Raw genomic sequence first — 16,643 nt, forward strand, 5'->3', positions numbered from 1 at the left:
GGCTTACATCCCCGCTTGGCTTGGCCACAGAGGCAGCTCGAGCCACCAGTTCCACCAGCTCGGCCAGCTTTCGGTCCAGACGGGACCGGAAATGATGATACAGACCGCACTCCAGAACCCGGCGTTCAGCGCAAGCAGCAGACCCACACGGTGGATGCCGAGCGTGCCGACCGAATAGCCGATGAAGTCCCTGAAGAACGTGTCCTCGTTGTCGGGGCTGAGGCTCTCCATCCCCTTCTCGGCCGGATTGGCCGCCGAGAGGACGAGACCGCCGTGCAGCGCCAACGCCAGAGTGGTGGTGAAAAAGAACGTCACCGCCAGCATGTGCGCCGGGTTGTAGTGGAAGTGCAGGTAGGCGTAGCCGGTGTTCGACACCCAGTCGAGGTGGCTGAAAATCCCGTACGGGAACCCATGCCCCCAGGCGCCCATCAGCCACGGCCGGAACACCACCAGCGTCACATAGGCAAAGATCGCAAAGCTGAAGGCAAATGGCACGTGTAGGCCCATCCCCAGCTTGCGGCAAATCTCGACCTCCCGCAGCGCCCAGGAGCCGAACGCCCCCACCGCGCAGATGGTGATGATCTGCCAGAGCCCGCCTTCGAGCAGCGGCGCCAGCCCCAGACCATAGCTCAGGTCGGGAGGCGCGATGTTGATCAGCCAGGGGTTGAACGTTCCTTGCTGCGAGGCGCCCCAAAAGATGAGCACCGTGCCAAGCAAGGAAAAGAAGGCACCCGTGACCCCGAAGAACCCCACGTAGAAGGGCCCCACCCAGAAGTCGAACAGGTCGCCGCCGATCAGCGTCCCTCCGCGGACGCGATATTTTCTCTCAAAACTCAAGAGCGCCATGTTGTTCTCCGCGTCTGCTGACAGGCCCCATGCCCCAGCTTCGTGCATTCGGTTTGCCGCGGGCGAGGGCCAGCCCCGCCCGCAGCGGCAACTGTCTTAGCCGCCAGCCTTTTGGGCTGCGATTTCGAACCAGTTGAAGTGCTCGGTGCTCAGGAGCACCAGGTGGATCATCGCTGCGAGCAGGAACAGGAACACGCCCTGAGCCACAAACACGCGACGGGGATCAAAGATGAGCCAGACTTTGTAGAACTTTGCCATTCTTCAATCCTTCCTCAGAGCCACGGGCGCCAGATGAACACGGCCAGGTGAGCCACGACTGCGACTGCCGAAAACAGCCAGAGCCCGCTCATGTAGACCGAGTGCAGTTCTTGCGCCTGCTCGTCTGTGAGACCTGTGAAGGACAGGTCGGAGTTATCAGCCATTAACTTTCCTCCGGAATGTTAAGCCGATGCCGCGACACCCTCGCGGCAGGGTCCGTTGGGGCTGCTAGACCCCGCGGGGCTCTGACCGCCAGAACAGCGGCCAGTGCTGTTTCCCGGACGCAGCTTGCGCTACGCCGAGAAGATCATGGGCGTCACGGTCCGGGCCTGAGACCAGGCGCGGGCGATCGGGCCCTTGTTCGGTTCGCCCTTGCGGTGCAGCGGGTGCGTGATCCAGGCGATCAGCGCGAACGGCAACGCAGCGGCAAAGATGATGGCGAAATAGACCCGAAACTCGGCTTTGCTGGCCTTCGGTTTCGCGGATGGGGGTTGGGACGTGATGTCGGTCATGTCCGATCTCCTCCTGTTGAAATTGCTGGGTCGAGCGCCTCGACCGTTTCCCGCACCACGCGCTCGGCGCCTTGCGCGAGCGCCGCGCGCTCCGCCTCGTCCCGCAGGGACTTGGCCGCCGAAATGCGGGTAAGGATGGGGTGCTGGGACACGATCTTGTCGAGCGCGGCCTGCGCATCGGCATCCCAGGGAAAATCGCGCCGCAGCGAGGTCGGCGTCGCCTCCGCCGCGTCCATCTGCGTGCCAAGCGGGAGGATGTGAAAGAGCGAGTCAAAGAGCCCGTTGCACACTTCCTGCAGAAGGTACGTCGCGCCCGCATAACCCATGAAGGGCGTGCCGGTGTGCCGCCGGATCGCAGCGCCGGGAAAGCTCGCCGGGATGAACGCCGGACTCGGCCCGTGCCCACCCTTGAGCTCCGCCATGTACATCTTCTCGTTGATCGACCCGAACACGACGAGCGGCCGGTGCTTGGCCATCTCGGCGCGGACCTGGTCATTGTTCGTCTTTGTCCCGCGCGACCGGGCCACGGCAAAGGCACAGGGCAGCCCGAGATCACTCTCGAAATAGTGTCGGATCCCGCGCGCATAGGTCTCCGTCGCCACGATCCCAAAGGACGCGGTGGCAAAGAAATCCTGCGTCACCGACCGCCACAGGTCCCAGACCGGCTTGATCGTCGAATGCTTCTCCCGCTCGATGAACGGCTCAGGGTCCAGCCCCGTCAACTCACCCAGCATCCGCAGGAACTTCGTCGTCGAATCGATGCCAATCGGCGCCTGCAGGTACGGCTTGCCCAATACTTCGCACAGACCCCGGCCAAACTCGCGGTACATGCAGACGTTCACGTCCGCATTGACCAGGTCCCGCATCTCGGCCACATGCGCGCCCAGCGGCATGACCATGTTGATCTCCGCGCCGATCCCTTCGACCAGCCGCCGGATCTCCGCCAGATCACTCGGCATGTTGAACGTGCCGTACATCGGCCCGAGGATATTGACCCGCGGCTTGGCGCCCTCTTCGCGCGCCTTCTCCTTCGGCATGCGCCCCTTGGTCATGCCGAACTCGGTAAAGATCCAGGTCATCGCCCTGTCCGCCGCTTCCCACTGATCCTCGTCGATGGTGCGCGGCAGAAAGCGCTGAATGTTGGTGCCCTGCGGCGTGACCCCGCCCCCGATCATCTCGGCAATCGAGCCCGTCACAACCACCGCCGGCAGCGCCGGATCAAGCGTACCCCAGGCCCGCTTCATCGCGCCTTCGGTCCCGTCCCGGCCCAGCTCTTCCTCGCCAAGCCCCGTCACCACGATCGGCAACTCATGCGGCGGCAAACCATCGGTGTAATGCAGCACCGAGGTCACCGGCAGGTTCTCACACCCAACAGGTCCGTCGATCACGCACTGTAATCCCTTGACGGCACAAAAGGCATAGACAGCCCCCCAGTACCCACCGGCCCGGTCATGGTCCTGGATCAACATGGGAGCGCCCTCCCGTGCTTCTTCTGGCCCGAAATATCCCGGGGAGCGTGAGGGGCTGGCCCCTCACTCCGAACGCGACCACCAGGTGCGCCCGCAGATTTGCAGGCAAATCCGCTTTCGCGCACGCGGCGAATATGAAGCATATTCGCCGTCATCAGATCATCTCCGCGGCCTTCGCCGCTTTCGCGGCCCGCTCCATCTTCTTCTGGTTTAACGCGCGGAAGTCGGGCCGGAGGTTCGGCTCCCCTTCCCAAACTCCAGCGGTGTCATGTGCACCGACGCCCTCGAAGAAGGCGCGCATGCCGTCCATGCGGTCCTTGTTGGCCATGGCCGCCTTGATCACTTCGATCAGGGAGCCCGCACCCGCCGGCCCCATCAGCGGCCGCGCCGAGATGAGGTTGGTGAAGTAGAGGGACGGCACCGCCATCTCCTTCGCCTTCTGCACAACCGGCGTCGTGCCGATGGCCAGATCTGGCTTCAGCCCCTCGACTGCGGCGCAATCGTCTTCGAGCGAGGCACGGAATTTGACCGTCACGCCCTGCGCAGCAAGCCAGTCCGCGTCATAGGCATTCCAAGCGGATTTCGCGCAAGCCGTGCCGACGTAAGGCACGTCAGCCCCCGCCTCGATCAACAGACGCGCGACCAAAAGCTCGCTGCCTTCGTAGCCCGACAGTGTGATCGTGCCCTTGAGATCCGCGCCGCCCAACGCCTCGCGGATCGACGGCAGGAACGCATTCTGCGAACGCGCCACGTCGTCCTTGCCGAGGCCGAATGCATCGCCAATCGACGCGAGCCACTGGTGCGTGCCGTCGATGCCGACGGGCGCGGAGCCGACGATGGGGCGACCCGCCGCCTCGAACTCGCGCACGGCGGAGGTGTAAAACGGGTGGATCGCGGCTACAGCTCCGCAGTCAAGCGCGGCGTAAAGCTCGCGCCACTCGCGGCACGGCACAACTGGCCCTGCGGCCAGACCCATAGGCGCCAGCATCGCGCCGATCATCATCGGGTCTGCGGGGAACATCTCCCCCAAAAGCGTGACCGTCGGGCGATCGGAGACGCTCCCGGAAGGGGCGGCGACGGGCCCGGCCTCGACCTCTTTGCGGGCGTAGCTCAGCATCGCGCCGGCGAGGACGTCCTTGGCCTCGGCATGGGTCGGCACGCCGAACCCGGGCACGTCGATGCCGACCACGCGCACGCCGTTGATCTCGTCCGGCAAGAGGCGCAGAGGCACGCCCGACGCGGTCGGAACACACAGGTTCGTCACCACGATGGCGTCGTATTTCTCAGGGTCCGCCAGTTCGTGCACCGAGTCGCGGATGTCTTCGTAAAGCTTCCCGGTCACCAGCGTTTCGGAGTTGAACGGCACGTAGCCCACCGAGCGCCGCGCGCCGTAGAAGTGCGAGACGAACGTCAGGCCGTAGACACAGCAGGCGGAGCCCGACAGGACCGTCGCCACGCGGCGCATCCGCAGGCCCACGCGCAGCGAGCCAAAGGCCGGACACATGGATTGCGGCTTGTCATGCGGGCCGGTCGGGTAGTCGCGGGCAAAGCCTTCGAGCAGCTCGGACTGGCCTGCCATGCGCGCGGCCTGCTCAAGGTCTGCGCCCGAATGGCAGCCCATCGCGGGCGTTCCCTCGGATGGCTCGGAAGCTTCTACGCGGGCCTCGCCCAGCGTTACCTCGGTGTCACCGGCGGCATCGTATGTGACTTCTCCGCTCACGCGAAATCCATCAAGTCTTGGGATTGCACGGCGGCCAGCTGCGCTGCCTGCAGCCGGGTGTGTGCGTCGTTCAAAAGCTGGTCGCGCTCGCGCACCAAGGCTTCCGATTGAACCTGAAGCGCTTCGAGGCCACGGTCCCAGGCGTCCATTTCGTCAAGATCAAACATCGTCGTAAATGACCTCCAGGCTTTGTTTCGGCTTGGCGTGCTTGCCGCGCATGTCGGCGTCGGTGGCCGGGTCAAGCTTGATGCCGGCGCCTGTCTCGGAGCCGTCGAAGAGTTCGAGCAGGCCGTCCTGGCTGAGCGGGGTCGGGCGCACGGGCGGCGCCTCGGCGACGTTCATGCCGAGCTCGGCAAAGAGCGCGCCCCACTGGCTCTCGGAGGTGCCGACGATCTGGTAGTTTGCGGATTTCTTGCGCAGGTCGTCGTCCTGCGGGATCGAAGCGAGGACGGGAATGCCGGCGGCTTTGGCAAACGCCTGCGCCTCGCCGGAATTGTCGTCCTTGTTCACCACAAGGCCCGCGACACCGACGTTGCCGCCCAGCTTGCGGAAGTATTCCACAGCCGAGCACACGTTGTTGGCCACGTAGAGTGATTGCAGGTCGTTCGAGCCGACCAGGATGACCTTCTGAGCCATGTCGCGCGCGATGGGCAGGCCAAAGCCGCCGCAGACAACGTCCCCGAGAAAGTCGAGCAGGACGTAGTCGAAGTCCCAGTCGTGAAAGCCGAGTTTCTCGAGAAGCTCGAAGCCGTGGATGATGCCGCGTCCACCGCAACCGCGACCCACTTCGGGACCGCCCAGCTCCATGGCAAAGACGCCGCCACGTTTGAAACAAACGTCGCCGATCGCGACCTCCTCACCGGCAAGTTTCTTGCGAGTCGAGGTCTCGATGATCGTCGGGCAGGCTTTGCCGCCGAAGAGCAGGGAGGTCGTGTCGGATTTCGGGTCGCACCCGATGAGGAGCACGCGTTTGCCCTGCTCGGCCATCATGTGGCTGAGGTTGGCGAGGGTGAAGGATTTGCCGATGCCGCCTTTGCCGTAGATCGCGATGATCTGCGTCTTCTTGGTGGCTTCGGTCGGGAGCACGTCGGCCAGGTCCTCGTTCGCCTCGTCGCGTAGACGGTCTGTGAACTCGGTCAGCTTGGGCGGTGCGCCCCGGTCCTTTTTGGAGTCTTTGATGACGTCGTCTTTCACGCCGCGTCCTTCCAGTTGAGGATCATTTTCAGGCAAGCCGGATCCTGGAATGCCGTGGGGTATGCCTCTGCCGCATCGCGCGCGGGGCGCGTGTGCGTGACAAGGCCGTCGAGAGACAGCGCGCCGCACTCGATCAGGCTGCGCGTGGCCATCAGGTCTTGCGGGGTCCACTCTGCCGCGATGCGCAGGCGCGCCTCCTTCATGAAGGCGGGCGGGAAGGCGAAGCTGAGCGGCTCGGGATAGAACCCAGCCAGCACGATCTCGCCGCCCTTCGCGATGCGCCCGATCAGAACGTTGAGCAGGCTGGCCTGGCCAGATGCGTCGTAGATCGAGGTGTAGTCGCGGCGCGGATCTTCTTCGGGGGAGAGGACCTCGTAGCCCTCCGCGCCGGATGTGCGTTTCGCGTCGATTTCCCAGACCGTCGGGGCGGGTGCGCCGGAGGCGATGGTGAGCCGCGCCAGGAGGCGGCCCAGTACGCCGTGACCGACGATCAGGTCGGGCGGCGTGTTCTTGAGACCCGCCATCGCGTGACGTGCGGTGGCGGCAAGCGCAAGCAGCGCGCCATCCGGGCCCATCTGCGAATCGATTCGCGTGACGCGGCTGGCCGCGCTGACGATTTGCTGCGAGGCACCGCCAAAGAGGCCGTGTGCGCCGTCATAGCAGGACCCGCCGGGGACAAAGACCATGTCGCCGGGTTTGAACCCGCTGAGGGCACCAGCCTCGACCACCTCGCCGGCGGCCTCGTAGCCGGGGACCAGTGGGTAACCCATGCCGGGGAACGGCGGCATATCGCCGGTCCAGAACAGCTTTTCGGTGCCGGTCGAGATCCCGGAATGATGCACGTCCACCACGACGTCGTCCGCCGCCGGTGGGGTCAACGTCAGTGTCTCGACGGACAGGTCCTGCGGACCTGCCAACAAAACAGCTTCGGTTTGCATCTTGAGCCTTCTCCCCGATGAGCGCGCGCAAGCCCGCCTCACCTTGTCTTGTGGTAGTGTCACCTTATCTGGACACACACGTTTGTCAAACGGATTAGACAGATCGGTTCAGTGAAGTGTCAGGCTGGCTTTACAGATGTCAGCACTTGCGTGACGTAGCTGCGGCGCGGGGGCGTGATGCGGATGCCCGTGAATCCGGCCTCTTCGCAAAGCGCCTTGATATGCGCGGCAGAGCGCGTCTTTCCGGTCTGCATCGCCAGCGTATACACGGCAAAGTAGACATCGGTGGTGGGGTCTGGGTGTTCGCCGCCGGACATCGGCTCGGACACGATCAGCCGGCCGCCCGCAGGCAGGGCTGCATAGGTTTTGGCCAGAAGGTCGCGCACCGTGTCGTCGCTGTGATCGTAGAGCACCCGCACGAGCGAGATCGCGTCGCTGCCGGTCGGCAGTGCCTCCGATTTGAACGACCCAGCATGGACCGAGAGCCGGCCTTGCGATTCTGCAACCTTGAGGCGATCCGGCACCTCGGCAACCACATTCGGCAGGTCAAAGAGCGCCAACTGCAGCTGCGGCGCGGCCTGGCTTGCCGCCTCGAGGAAGACGCCCGAGCCGCCGCCGACGTCCATCAGCTGGCGCACGCCCTTGAGCGAAATCGCGTCCAGCGTATCGGCGGCAACAAGTTGCTGACTTTGCGCCATCAGATCGGTGTAAACCTGCGCCTCGGGTCCCGGCACCTCGCGCCCGGCGCCAAACACGTAGGGCCAGAACGCCGCAAGCTCGGTTGTCTCCGGCCCTCTGAAGAAGGCCACTGGATCGGCAAGATCGCGGTAGAGCACGTCGTGGTGCCGGATCATCGCCTGCAGGCCGGGCACGCCGACCAGTGCGGCGCCCTTGCGCGCCAGCGTGACAGTCCGGTCGCGGCGGCGCTTGAGCAGGCCCATCGCGATTCCCGCCTGGATCAGGATGTGCAGGCGCGGTTCAGGGATGTGGGTGCGCTGCGCGAGCTGGGACATCGTCAGCGGCGTGTCGAGCAGCAACTGCGGGATCTCGAGCCGCACGAGCGCCATCAGCGCCTGGCTTTGCACGAACCCCTGCACGAGGTCGAACATCTCCGCGCCGTCGCGCGCCGCAAGCCGCCGCACAAGCGGCATCCGTGCCGCCCAGCGCTGAAAGCCGGGGCTGGCGACGAGTTGCGTAAAGCTGGGAAAGGGTCGGCGCCGGGAGGGGCGTGGACCGTTCGAGGAGACCTCGACCACGCGGATCAGGCCCGGCTGTGAGCGGGCGCGACCGGCGTGAGACGCTCGGCATAGGCGCGCACCATGTGGGCCAGCTGCGCCTCCCCCGGACAGGCCGGGATCGAGGCGATGGCGCCAGACAGGATGTCCTTGAGATGCCGGATCGCGCCGTCGACACCGAACTCGGTCACCGCCGAGGGTCGTCCGTGCAGATCGTCCTGACCCACCGGCTTGCCCAGCGTGTCCGCGTCGTAGAGCGCGTCGCGCAGATCGTCGGCCACCTGGAAGGCTTCGCCGATGCGCGCGCCCAGCTCCTCCCAAGGTTCGGCCTCCTGACCTGCCGCAACCGCGCCCATCTGCGTCGCCGCGATAAAGAGCGCGCCGGTCTTGGACATGTGATAGGCGCGCAGGTCGATCTCCGCCTCGCTCTCCCACCCCTGTCCGGCGCAAATGCCCATCGGCATGCCCGACCGTTTGGCGAGAATGCGCAAGAGCTCGAGCCCGCGCTTGGGCGCAGGATCTGACGCCTCGGCCAGCACGTCAAAGGCGAGCATGATGAGGCTGTCGCCGGCAAGCACCGCAAGGGGCTCTCCAAACGCGCGGTGCGCGGACGGTTTGCCGCGGCGGGTGTCGGCATTGTCGAAACAGGGCAGGTCGTCGTGCACGAGCGAGGCGCAGTGCATCAGCTCGAGCGCGGCTGCGGCGGCGTCGGCAAGCCCCGGCTGGTCGTCGCCGCAAGCTTGCGCCACGGACATCAGGATCGTCGGGCGGATGCGCGCACCGCCCGGGGTTGTGGCGTAGTCCAGCGCGCTGGCCAATTGCTTGGGCGCGGGCTGCGCTCCGGCGCCTTTGATCGCTGAGGACAGCGCCGCGTCGATCCGAGCCTTGGGGGCCATATCCATGGGCAGCCTTTCCGTATCAGGTCGCATTGTCACTCTAGGATGACATCTAACTGTCAATCATACTGGACATATTCACAGGACGAGTCAACAATCGCCCATGGACGGAAGTCATCTCGCAGCGCAGGCGGACACCCGCCCGAGGGTGATCGTGATCGGCGCCGGCATCGGCGGGCTGAGCGCGGCGTTGCGGCTTGCGCATGCAGGATGCGCGGTCACAATCCTCGAACGGCAGAGCGCGCCCGGTGGCAAGATGCGGGTTGTGCCATCCGATGCTGGCGCGGTGGACACCGGGCCGACGGTGCTCACGCTGAAGCGCGAATTCGACGCGCTCTTTGCCGATGTGGGCGCGCGGCTCGAGGACCACGTGACCCTGATCCAGCAGGACGTTATCGCCCGCCATTTCTGGCCGGACGGGAGCCAGCTGGACCTGTCCAGCGATCCGGGCGTGTCCCTCGCCAATGTGAGGGCGTTTGGCGGCGACCAGGCTGCACGGGATTTCGAACGGTTCAAGGCGGAGACGGCAAGGCTCTTTGACGCGTTCGACGCGCCGATGATGCAGGCCCCTGCGCCGAGTCCGTCGGCCCTCACGCGGCACGTCGTGGCGCGCCCGCATCTGGTACCTGCGATGGCGCCCCTCTCGAAACTCGCGCAGCGTCTGGCCCGCCGGTTTCACGATCCCCGCCTCGCCCAGCTCTTTGCGCGCTACGCGACCTATGTGGGTGGCTCGCCTTTCCAGTCACCCGCGCTGCTGGCGCTGATCTCCGAGGCGGAGGCGCGCGGCGTATGGGTGCCCGAGGGCGGGATGCACGCGGTGGCGCAGGCCATCGCCAAACTCGCGCAGAGCAAAGGCGCCGAGCTGCGCTGCAACGCGCATGTGGACGAGCTGTTGGTCGCGGATGGACGCTGCGTAGGCGTGCGCCTGCAAGGCGAGCGGCTTTCTGCCGATGCCGTGCTTTACAACGGCGATCCCCGCGCGCTTGGCCTTGGCCTTCTGGGTCAGGACGTCACCGATCTCGCACCCCGCACGCAGTCGGATGCGCGCAGCCTCTCGGCACAGGTCTGGGCGTTTGCGGCGACGCCATCAGGGCCAGAGCTGGCGCATCACAACGTGGTTTTCAGCGCGGACAGCCGGGCAGAGTGGCAAGCGCTCGATGCAGGCCATCTGCCACAGACGCCGACACTCTACATCTGCGCGCAGGACCGGGGGCTGGCGCGGCCTCCGCCGACGCTCGAACGGTTCGAGATCATCCTGAACGCCCCGCCGCTCACGCAGCGCACCCCTGACGCGAATGAGGCCGCCACATGTCACCAACAGACCTTCCAGACGCTCGCGCGCTTCGGCCTGCGCTTTACCCCGACGCCGGACACGGACGCGGTCACGCTGCCAGCGGAGTGGGAGGCGCGGTTCCCGGGGTCGGCCGGTTCCCTCTACGGGCAGAGCCCGCATGGGATGATGGCGGCGTTCCATCGCCCGACGGCGCGGAGCGGGAGGCCGGGGCTCTACCTCGCGGGGGGCGGCACGCACCCGGGGGCAGGCGTTCCCATGGCGACACGTTCCGGGAAGCACGCGGCCGAGGCGATCTTGAGCGACCTTGCTTTGACCTCGACGTCCCGCCCAATGGCTATGCCTGGTGGTATGTCGACGGGGTAAGCAGCTGCGGCGAGCGCGCCATCTCGATCATCGGGTTCATCGGCTCGGTCTTTTCACCGTGGTACCGCTGGTCAGGGCGTAAGGACCCGGCCAACCACTGCTGCATCAACGTCGCCACCTACGGCCCCGGCGGACGGTTCACCATGACCGATCGGGGACGCTCTGCATTACGGGTGAGCGATGACATTCTGCGGGTCGGGCCTTCTTCGATGCGGTGGACCGGGCAGGAGTTGGTGATCGACATCGACGAGATCGGCGCCCTGCCGATGGTGTCCCGTGTGCGCGGGCAAGTCCGCGTCACACCGCGCGCGAACACGAGCGTCGAGCTGCCTTTGACGCCGGACGGGGCGCATGTCTGGCGCCCCTTTGCGCCGGTCAGCGACATCTCGGTCTCGCTGGAGGCGAAGGGCTGGCAGTGGTCGGGCCACGGGTATTTCGACGCGAACTTCGGCACACGCGCGCTCGAGGAGGACTTTGGCTACTGGACCTGGGGTCGGTTCCCCACGGCGTCCGGCGCGACCTGCTTTTATGACGCGACCCGGCTGGATGGGAGCACGCTGACCTGTGCGGCGAGTTTCGATGCTGCGGGGAACGTGTCGGAGGTGGATCTGCCGCAGACCAAGCCGATGTCGCGGTCTTTGTGGGCTTTGCGGCGGGAGTGCCGGGCCGATCCGGGCCACACCGCGCGGCAGGTCAAGCCGATGCTGGACGCGCCGTTCTACAATCGGGCGCTGGTCAAGACGCGGCTCAATGGCGAGTGGACGACAGGTGTGCATGAAGCGCTGGATTTGCGGCGGTTTCGGTCGCCACTTTTGAAGCCAATGCTGGCGGTGCGGGTGCCTCGGGTGCCGAAGTGGCGGTTTAACGGGTGATCGGTGTCCCAGCGCGGAATCAAGCCGCAGGCGCCGCGCTATCGACGGGCCGCACCCACGGCACGTCGATACGGTGAGGGCAGCGCATCGCTCGGAGGTCTTCCGAACGTGGCAAGGATAAAGGTGTCTAGAACTCCCGTGGATCGACGCACCGCGGCCCGTCGATAGCGCTCTCTCACCTCAATCCGCACTCGCCTCGGGGTTCAACCGCCACACGGACCAGTTCAAAGCGGCAGCCACGCTCACCCACACCAGATACGGCATGAAAAGCGCGCCTGCGATCCAATCGACCTGCCAGTGTGTGACCATCGCACCAAACACACCGAGCCAGAGAAAGGCGATGATGATCAGCCCTGCCTTCATCCGTTTCAGGCCGAAGAACACCGGCGTCCAGAGCGTGTTGAACGCGATCTGGATCGCCCAAAAGATCAGCGGCAAAGACGCGCCCGGCAGACCGGCAACCCGCGCGCCGGCGACCGACATGCAGATGTAGAGCACCGTCCACGCAACGGGAAACAGCCACTTCGGCGGGTTCCACGAGGGCTTTTCCAGATCGTCGTACCACTTGCCGGGATCGAACATCGCACCCGTCGTCGCCGCCGCGCCGCAAGCCACAAGAAAGAGGGAGAAGTAGAGCCAGAACATACCCCGTCACCTAGACGGGCATGGGCGGGGATCAACCCACCTTTTCATGCGTCTTGAGCGTGGCAAAGGTGGCATAGAGCGTGTCGCTCCAGTCATGCGCGGGCGCAGCAATCGCTGCGGCGGCATCGACGAGGAAGGCGACCTCGGGCAAGGGTTTGGCATAGACGACCGCCGATTTCGGCATGGCGACGGAGACGGCCGTGCGGGCCATGGCGACGCCGAGCAGGCCGAGCTTGGTCGCTTTGGTGGTGACGGCACGGCGGGTGATGTTGTCATACCCAGCGCGCGCGACCTTGGGACCGATGGCGGCGTAGATGTGCCGTGCGGCGTAGATGCCCGTGCGGGCCTTGATAGGCAGCTCCGGCACGCCAGCCTCGGAACGGTGATAGAGCGCCTGCGCCTCGCGCAAAAGACGCTTGGTCATCGCCCGGATTTCGGGGCTGGCGGTGGGGTTGGCGAGGAACTCCGCCTCGCTCACGCCCGCCTCCACAAACCAATCGCGCGGCAGGTAGAGGCGGTTCTCCCGCGCGTCCTCTCCGACGTCACGCGCTATATTTGTCAGCTGCATCGCCACGCCCAGATCGCAGGCCCGCGCCAGGGCATCCCGGTCGCGCACGCGCATCAGCACGCACATCATCGCACCTACCGCCGCCGCCACGCGCGCCGAGTAGCTGCGCACGTCCGACAGCGTATCGTAGCGCCGCTCCATCGCGTCCCAGGCCAGCCCTTCGAGGAGGGCTTCGGGCAAGGCGCGCGGCATCTCGAACTCCTCGACAATCGCGGCAAAGGCGCGGTCGGCAGGGGCGTTGCGTGGAGTGCCCTGGTAGGCCAGATCGAGCCGGTCCTTGAGGTCCGTCACGGCGGCGACCTTAGCATCACCCAGATCGACCTCGTCATCGGCTAGACGGCAGAACGCATAGAGCGCAAGCGCCGGGTCCCGCACGGAGGCGGGCAACAGCCGGGACGCCGTGTAGAACGACAGCGAGCCATGGCGGATCGCCTCCCGGCAATGCTCGAGGTCTTGCGGCGCAATCATCGCGTGCGCACCGTCTCGGCATCCGGCACAAGCTGCGCCATCACGTCGGCGCTTGCCACCACTCCCGGCAGGCCAGCGCCGGGGTGCGTGCCAGCGCCCGCGAGGTAGAGGTTCTTGACCTCCTCGCTGATGTTGTGCGGACGGAACCAAGCGCTTTGGAAAATGCGCGGCTCCAAGGAGAACCCCGTCCCGAAGGGCGACAGGTATCGGTCCCGGAACGTCTCGGGCGTAAAGCACATCGAGGTCGACAGGTGATCGCCCAGGCCGGGCAGCAGCTCCGCCTCGAGCATGTCCTGCACGGACTTGCGATACTCCTCCGTGATCTCGCCCCACTCGGCAGCGTCGTGACCCAGATGCGGCACAGGGCTGAGCGCGTAGAACGTGTCGTCACCCTTCGGCGCCGCGCTCGGGTCCGTTACCGTCGGGCGGTGTACGTAGAGGCTCATGTCCTTGGCCAGCACACCCTTGCGGAAGATATCCTTGACCAGCTCTCCATAGCGAGGGCCGTTGAGGATCGTGTGCTGACCCACGTCCTTCCATTTGTCCTGCGTGCCTTTGGTGCCGAAATACCAGACAAAGAGGCTCATCGACCAACGGGAGCGTTTGAGCCGCGCATTGGTCCAGCGTCTCTTTTTCGTGTGGCGCAAAAGGTGGGTGTAGGTGTGGCCCGCGTCCGCGTTCGAGACGACCACATCGGCGGTGATCACGTCGCCGCCGGTCAGCTTGACGCCCGCCGCGGTGCCGTCCCGCACGAGGATCTCGTCCACCTCGACGCCTTGCCGCACGATGCCGCCTTGATCCTCGATCACGCCGGCCATCGCCTTGGCAATCGCGGCCACCCCGCCCAGCGCGCAATGCACGCCGTATTCTTTCTCGAGATGGCTGACGAGGATGTACATCGACGTCACCCGAAAGGGATCGCCCCCGATAAAGAGCGGATGGAAGGAGAGCGCCATCCGCAGCCGTTCGTCTTTGACCCGGCGCGCAGCGTGGGCATAGACCGAGCGATCCGCGCGCAGCATGCCGAATTTCGGCAGGACCTGGATCAGCTCCAGAAGCTTGTTCATCGGACGCTTGCCGAGATCCTCGAACCCGAAGTCGTAGCGCTTGCGGCTGTCCTCGAGGAACTTGTCGTAGCCTGCGAGATCTCCGGGCGAAAGGCGCGCCACCTCCGCCCGCATCCCCTCATCGCTCGATGTTGCGTTGAAGTGCGATCCATCCGGCCAGCGGATTTGGTAAAACGGGTCCAGCGATTTGAGCGTCACGTCCTTGTCAAAGTCGCGCCCGCAGGCCGCCCACAGCTCGCGAAAGACCTGCGGCACGGTCACGATCGTCGGACCCAGATCGAATCGGTGACCGTCCTGCCAGATCGCCGAGCCGCGCCCTCCGGGACCGTCGAGCCGGTCCAGAACCGTTACTCGGTACCCCTTGGCGCCCAGACGCATCGCGGCCGCGAGACCGCCCAATCCTGCCCCAATAACAACGGCATGCGGCGCAAACGCCCGCGCCGCCTCGGCCTGCAGGCCTGGATCGACTCGTGTCATCATACGCTTACCCTAGATCTGTCCATTTTGATTTACAAATAGTGTTTGCGGGCAAGTGGATTGTCAGAATAAGCTGACAGGTGGAACCAAACTGGAAGGATGCTCTCATCCAAACGGTCACGCTCACGCTCTATCGTTTCGACAGCTGGCGCACTCGAGCCTGGGCGCTGGGCATGATGGGGGCTGGGCGCTTCCTCCTTCCAAGGGTGCCGGACATCGGCTTCTGGAAGCTCTGCGGCGCCGGCAAGGGCGAGGGGTTCACGCCCACCGCCAACATGGCAACCGTCGCGATCCTTGCCACCTGGCCAGACCGCGCGGCGGCGGAGACAGGCACACAGACCTGCGATCCGTTCACCCGCTACGCCGCCAAGGCGGACGAGAGCTGGACGGTGTATCTCAACACAATCCGCAGCTTTGGCGCGTGGTCCGGGACCGCCCCTTTCGAAGTCACCGCACCGACCACCACCGGCCCCCTGGCCGCCCTCACCCGCGCGACGCTGAAACCCGGCATCGCCGCACAATTCTGGAAGCATGTGCCGGGCATCAGCTCGGTGATCGGAAGCGATCCCAACGTCGCGTTCAAGATCGGCATCGGGGAAGTCCCGCTCATGCACCAGGTCACCTTTTCCATCTGGCCCGACACCGCCGCCATGGCCGCGTTCGCCCGCAAGGACGGACCCCATGCCCGCGCCATCCAGGCCGTCCGCACCGGACAATGGTTCCGCGAAGAGCTCTACGCCCGCTTTGCCATCGCCGGCGACCATGGCACCTGGGGCGGGGTCAGCCCTCTTTCACGACTGGAGGCCGCGTGATGCGCCACGCCTTTCCCTTTTCCGCAATCGTAGGTCAGGAGGCGATGAAGCGCGCCATGATCCTGACCGCCATCGACCCCTCCATCGGCGGGGTGCTGGTGTTTGGCGACCGAGGCACCGGAAAGTCCACCGCCGTCCGCGCCCTCGCCGCTTTGTTGCCGCCGATCACGGTGGTCAAAGGCTGCCCGATCCAGTCTGCGAACGCAGCAGATGTGCCGGATTGGACTGGATTAGAGACTGATACGACCGTCGAAGTGCCCACTCCCGTGGTCGACCTTCCCCTCGGCGTGAGCCAGGACCGCGTGACCGGCGCACTTGACATCGAACGCGCCCTGACGCGCGGAGAAAAGGCGTTCGAACCGGGTCTGCTGGCGCAAGCCAACCGCGGCTATCTCTACATCGACGAAGTCAATCTGCTCGAAGATCACATCGTGGACCTCCTCCTCGACGTCGCACAGTCAGGCGAGAACGTGGTCGAGCGCGACGGCCTCTCGATCCGGCACGCGGCCAAGTTTGTCCTCGTCGGCTCGGGCAACCCGGAGGAGGGCGATCTGCGCCCGCAGCTCCTCGACCGGTTCGGATTGTCTGTAGAAGTCGCCTCCCCGAACAACCTCGCCGACCGGGTGGAGGTCATCAAGCGCCGCGACGCGTTCGACCGAGACCCGGCAGGCTTTGTGGGCAGTTGGTCCGCCACAGACGCCGAAATCCGCTCACGCATCATCGGCGCACGAGACCGGATCAGGACGCTCGAGGCCGGCGACAGCGTGCTCGAGGATTGCGCCAAACTCTGCCTCGCACTCGGCTCGGACGGCCTTCGTGGAGAGCTCACACTCCTCCGCGCCGCCCGCGCCCTCGCCGCCTTTGAAGAGGCAGACGAAGTCACCACGTTCCATGTCTCAGATGTCGCCCCTCTCGCCCTGTCGCACCGGCTCCGCCGCGACCCACTGGATGACGCAGGCTCTGCCACGCGCGTCGCGCGGGTGCTCGCCGACGTCTTTGCATGAGCACG

The 16,643-nt window shown here is 65.6% G+C and carries 18 protein-coding genes; 4 read left to right on the forward strand and 14 right to left on the reverse strand.

Features of this window, described 5'->3' with window-relative positions; all coding sequences use genetic code 11:
• Positions 1-3 precede the first annotated feature (3 nt).
• The 11 genes from pufL to ACU0B3_RS06950 form a co-directional block, all read right to left on the reverse strand.
• The gene (gene pufL, locus ACU0B3_RS06900) at positions 4-846 is read right to left on the reverse strand and encodes a photosynthetic reaction center subunit L (RefSeq protein WP_446260087.1); all 843 of its coding nucleotides are present in this window, start codon (positions 844-846) and stop codon (positions 4-6) included.
• Positions 847-942: 96 nt separating this feature from the next.
• On the reverse strand, positions 943-1,104 hold the full coding sequence (gene pufA, locus ACU0B3_RS06905) for a light-harvesting antenna LH1, alpha subunit (RefSeq protein ID WP_446260088.1): 162 nt from the start codon (positions 1,102-1,104) through the stop codon (positions 943-945).
• A 14-nt stretch (positions 1,105-1,118) separates the two neighbouring features.
• Positions 1,119-1,268, reverse strand: a complete 150-nt coding sequence (gene pufB / locus ACU0B3_RS06910) for a light-harvesting antenna LH1, beta subunit (RefSeq protein ID WP_446260089.1) — start codon at positions 1,266-1,268, stop codon at positions 1,119-1,121.
• Positions 1,269-1,397: 129 nt separating this feature from the next.
• Positions 1,398-1,616 carry a cytochrome PufQ gene (gene pufQ / locus ACU0B3_RS06915; RefSeq protein ID WP_446260090.1) on the reverse strand — a complete coding sequence of 73 codons (219 nt, stop codon included), beginning with the start codon at positions 1,614-1,616 and terminating at the stop codon, positions 1,398-1,400.
• Positions 1,613-3,085, reverse strand: coding sequence for a chlorophyllide a reductase subunit Z (bchZ, locus tag ACU0B3_RS06920; protein ID WP_446260091.1), 1,473 nt, complete (start codon positions 3,083-3,085; stop codon positions 1,613-1,615). The genes pufQ and bchZ overlap by 4 nt, the downstream gene beginning before the upstream one ends.
• 154 nt (positions 3,086-3,239) lie before the next feature.
• Positions 3,240-4,805, reverse strand: coding sequence for a chlorophyllide a reductase subunit Y (bchY, locus tag ACU0B3_RS06925; RefSeq protein ID WP_446260092.1), 1,566 nt, complete (start codon positions 4,803-4,805; stop codon positions 3,240-3,242).
• Positions 4,802-4,972, reverse strand: coding sequence for a hypothetical protein (locus tag ACU0B3_RS06930; protein ID WP_446260093.1), 171 nt, complete (start codon positions 4,970-4,972; stop codon positions 4,802-4,804). Before ACU0B3_RS06930 ends, bchY begins: the two co-directional genes overlap by 4 nt.
• On the reverse strand, positions 4,965-5,945 hold the full coding sequence (locus ACU0B3_RS06935) for a chlorophyllide a reductase iron protein subunit X (protein ID WP_446260217.1): 981 nt from the start codon (positions 5,943-5,945) through the stop codon (positions 4,965-4,967). The genes ACU0B3_RS06930 and ACU0B3_RS06935 overlap by 8 nt, the downstream gene beginning before the upstream one ends.
• Before the next feature lie 50 nt (positions 5,946-5,995).
• Positions 5,996-6,937 (reverse strand): chlorophyll synthesis pathway protein BchC, encoded by a 942-nt coding sequence (gene bchC / locus ACU0B3_RS06940; RefSeq protein ID WP_446260094.1) that lies wholly within the window; start codon positions 6,935-6,937, stop codon positions 5,996-5,998.
• A 119-nt stretch (positions 6,938-7,056) separates the two neighbouring features.
• Entirely contained in the window at positions 7,057-8,193 is a 1,137-nt protein-coding gene (locus ACU0B3_RS06945) for a methyltransferase (protein WP_446260095.1), read from the reverse strand.
• A 5-nt stretch (positions 8,194-8,198) separates the two neighbouring features.
• Positions 8,199-9,068, reverse strand: a complete 870-nt coding sequence (locus ACU0B3_RS06950) for a polyprenyl synthetase family protein (protein ID WP_446260218.1) — start codon at positions 9,066-9,068, stop codon at positions 8,199-8,201.
• Between the two features lie 103 nt (positions 9,069-9,171).
• Between ACU0B3_RS06950 and crtD the strand changes: the two genes are divergently transcribed.
• On the forward strand, positions 9,172-10,725 hold the full coding sequence (gene crtD / locus ACU0B3_RS06955) for a 1-hydroxycarotenoid 3,4-desaturase CrtD (protein ID WP_446260096.1): 1,554 nt from the start codon (positions 9,172-9,174) through the stop codon (positions 10,723-10,725).
• Positions 10,726-10,751: 26 nt separating this feature from the next.
• Complete coding sequence (gene crtC, locus ACU0B3_RS06960) at positions 10,752-11,597, forward strand: carotenoid 1,2-hydratase (RefSeq protein ID WP_446260219.1); 846 nt, start codon at positions 10,752-10,754, stop codon at positions 11,595-11,597.
• 180 nt (positions 11,598-11,777) lie between these two features.
• Here crtC and tspO read toward each other — a convergent pair whose 3' ends face one another.
• Genes tspO through ACU0B3_RS06975 form a run of 3 tightly spaced genes read right to left on the reverse strand, consistent with a single transcriptional unit; the run spans position 11,778 to position 14,825 of the window.
• Complete coding sequence (tspO, locus tag ACU0B3_RS06965) at positions 11,778-12,242, reverse strand: tryptophan-rich sensory protein TspO (RefSeq protein WP_446260097.1); 465 nt, start codon at positions 12,240-12,242, stop codon at positions 11,778-11,780.
• 31 nt (positions 12,243-12,273) lie between these two features.
• Entirely contained in the window at positions 12,274-13,278 is a 1,005-nt protein-coding gene (gene crtB / locus ACU0B3_RS06970) for a 15-cis-phytoene synthase (protein ID WP_446260098.1), read from the reverse strand.
• Positions 13,275-14,825 (reverse strand): phytoene desaturase, encoded by a 1,551-nt coding sequence (locus ACU0B3_RS06975; protein ID WP_446260099.1) that lies wholly within the window; start codon positions 14,823-14,825, stop codon positions 13,275-13,277. The genes crtB and ACU0B3_RS06975 overlap by 4 nt, the downstream gene beginning before the upstream one ends.
• 77 nt (positions 14,826-14,902) lie before the next feature.
• Here ACU0B3_RS06975 and crtA point away from each other — a divergent pair, with 77 nt between their 5' ends.
• Both crtA and bchI read left to right on the forward strand, forming a co-directional pair.
• Positions 14,903-15,634: a spheroidene monooxygenase gene (crtA, locus tag ACU0B3_RS06980; RefSeq protein WP_446260100.1), complete on the forward strand. Its 732-nt coding sequence runs from the start codon at positions 14,903-14,905 to the stop codon at positions 15,632-15,634.
• Positions 15,634-16,638, forward strand: coding sequence for a magnesium chelatase ATPase subunit I (bchI, locus tag ACU0B3_RS06985; RefSeq protein ID WP_446260101.1), 1,005 nt, complete (start codon positions 15,634-15,636; stop codon positions 16,636-16,638). The genes crtA and bchI overlap by 1 nt, the downstream gene beginning before the upstream one ends.
• Positions 16,639-16,643: the final 5 nt, after the last annotated feature.

This window comes from Pseudaestuariivita sp. (assembly GCF_052825805.1).

What these genes read in the sequence shown, in the direction of transcription:
- pufA (WP_446260088.1), bottom strand. Translation starts at nt 1,104, where the DNA reads ATGGCAAAGTTCTACAAAGTCTGGCTCATCTTTGATCCCCGTCGCGTG.
- pufL (WP_446260087.1), bottom strand. Translation starts at nt 846, where the DNA reads ATGGCGCTCTTGAGTTTTGAGAGAAAATATCGCGTCCGCGGAGGGACG.
- pufQ (WP_446260090.1), bottom strand. Translation starts at nt 1,616, where the DNA reads ATGACCGACATCACGTCCCAACCCCCATCCGCGAAACCGAAGGCCAGC.
- tspO (WP_446260097.1), bottom strand. Translation starts at nt 12,242, where the DNA reads ATGTTCTGGCTCTACTTCTCCCTCTTTCTTGTGGCTTGCGGCGCGGCG.
- pufB (WP_446260089.1), bottom strand. Translation starts at nt 1,268, where the DNA reads ATGGCTGATAACTCCGACCTGTCCTTCACAGGTCTCACAGACGAGCAG.
- bchI (WP_446260101.1), top strand. Translation starts at nt 15,634, where the DNA reads ATGCGCCACGCCTTTCCCTTTTCCGCAATCGTAGGTCAGGAGGCGATG.
- crtD (WP_446260096.1), top strand. Translation starts at nt 9,172, where the DNA reads ATGGACGGAAGTCATCTCGCAGCGCAGGCGGACACCCGCCCGAGGGTG.
- bchZ (WP_446260091.1), bottom strand. Translation starts at nt 3,085, where the DNA reads ATGTTGATCCAGGACCATGACCGGGCCGGTGGGTACTGGGGGGCTGTC.
- ACU0B3_RS06975 (WP_446260099.1), bottom strand. Translation starts at nt 14,825, where the DNA reads ATGATGACACGAGTCGATCCAGGCCTGCAGGCCGAGGCGGCGCGGGCG.
- ACU0B3_RS06930 (WP_446260093.1), bottom strand. Translation starts at nt 4,972, where the DNA reads ATGTTTGATCTTGACGAAATGGACGCCTGGGACCGTGGCCTCGAAGCG.
- bchC (WP_446260094.1), bottom strand. Translation starts at nt 6,937, where the DNA reads ATGCAAACCGAAGCTGTTTTGTTGGCAGGTCCGCAGGACCTGTCCGTC.
- ACU0B3_RS06950 (WP_446260218.1), bottom strand. Translation starts at nt 9,068, where the DNA reads ATGGCCCCCAAGGCTCGGATCGACGCGGCGCTGTCCTCAGCGATCAAA.
- crtB (WP_446260098.1), bottom strand. Translation starts at nt 13,278, where the DNA reads ATGATTGCGCCGCAAGACCTCGAGCATTGCCGGGAGGCGATCCGCCAT.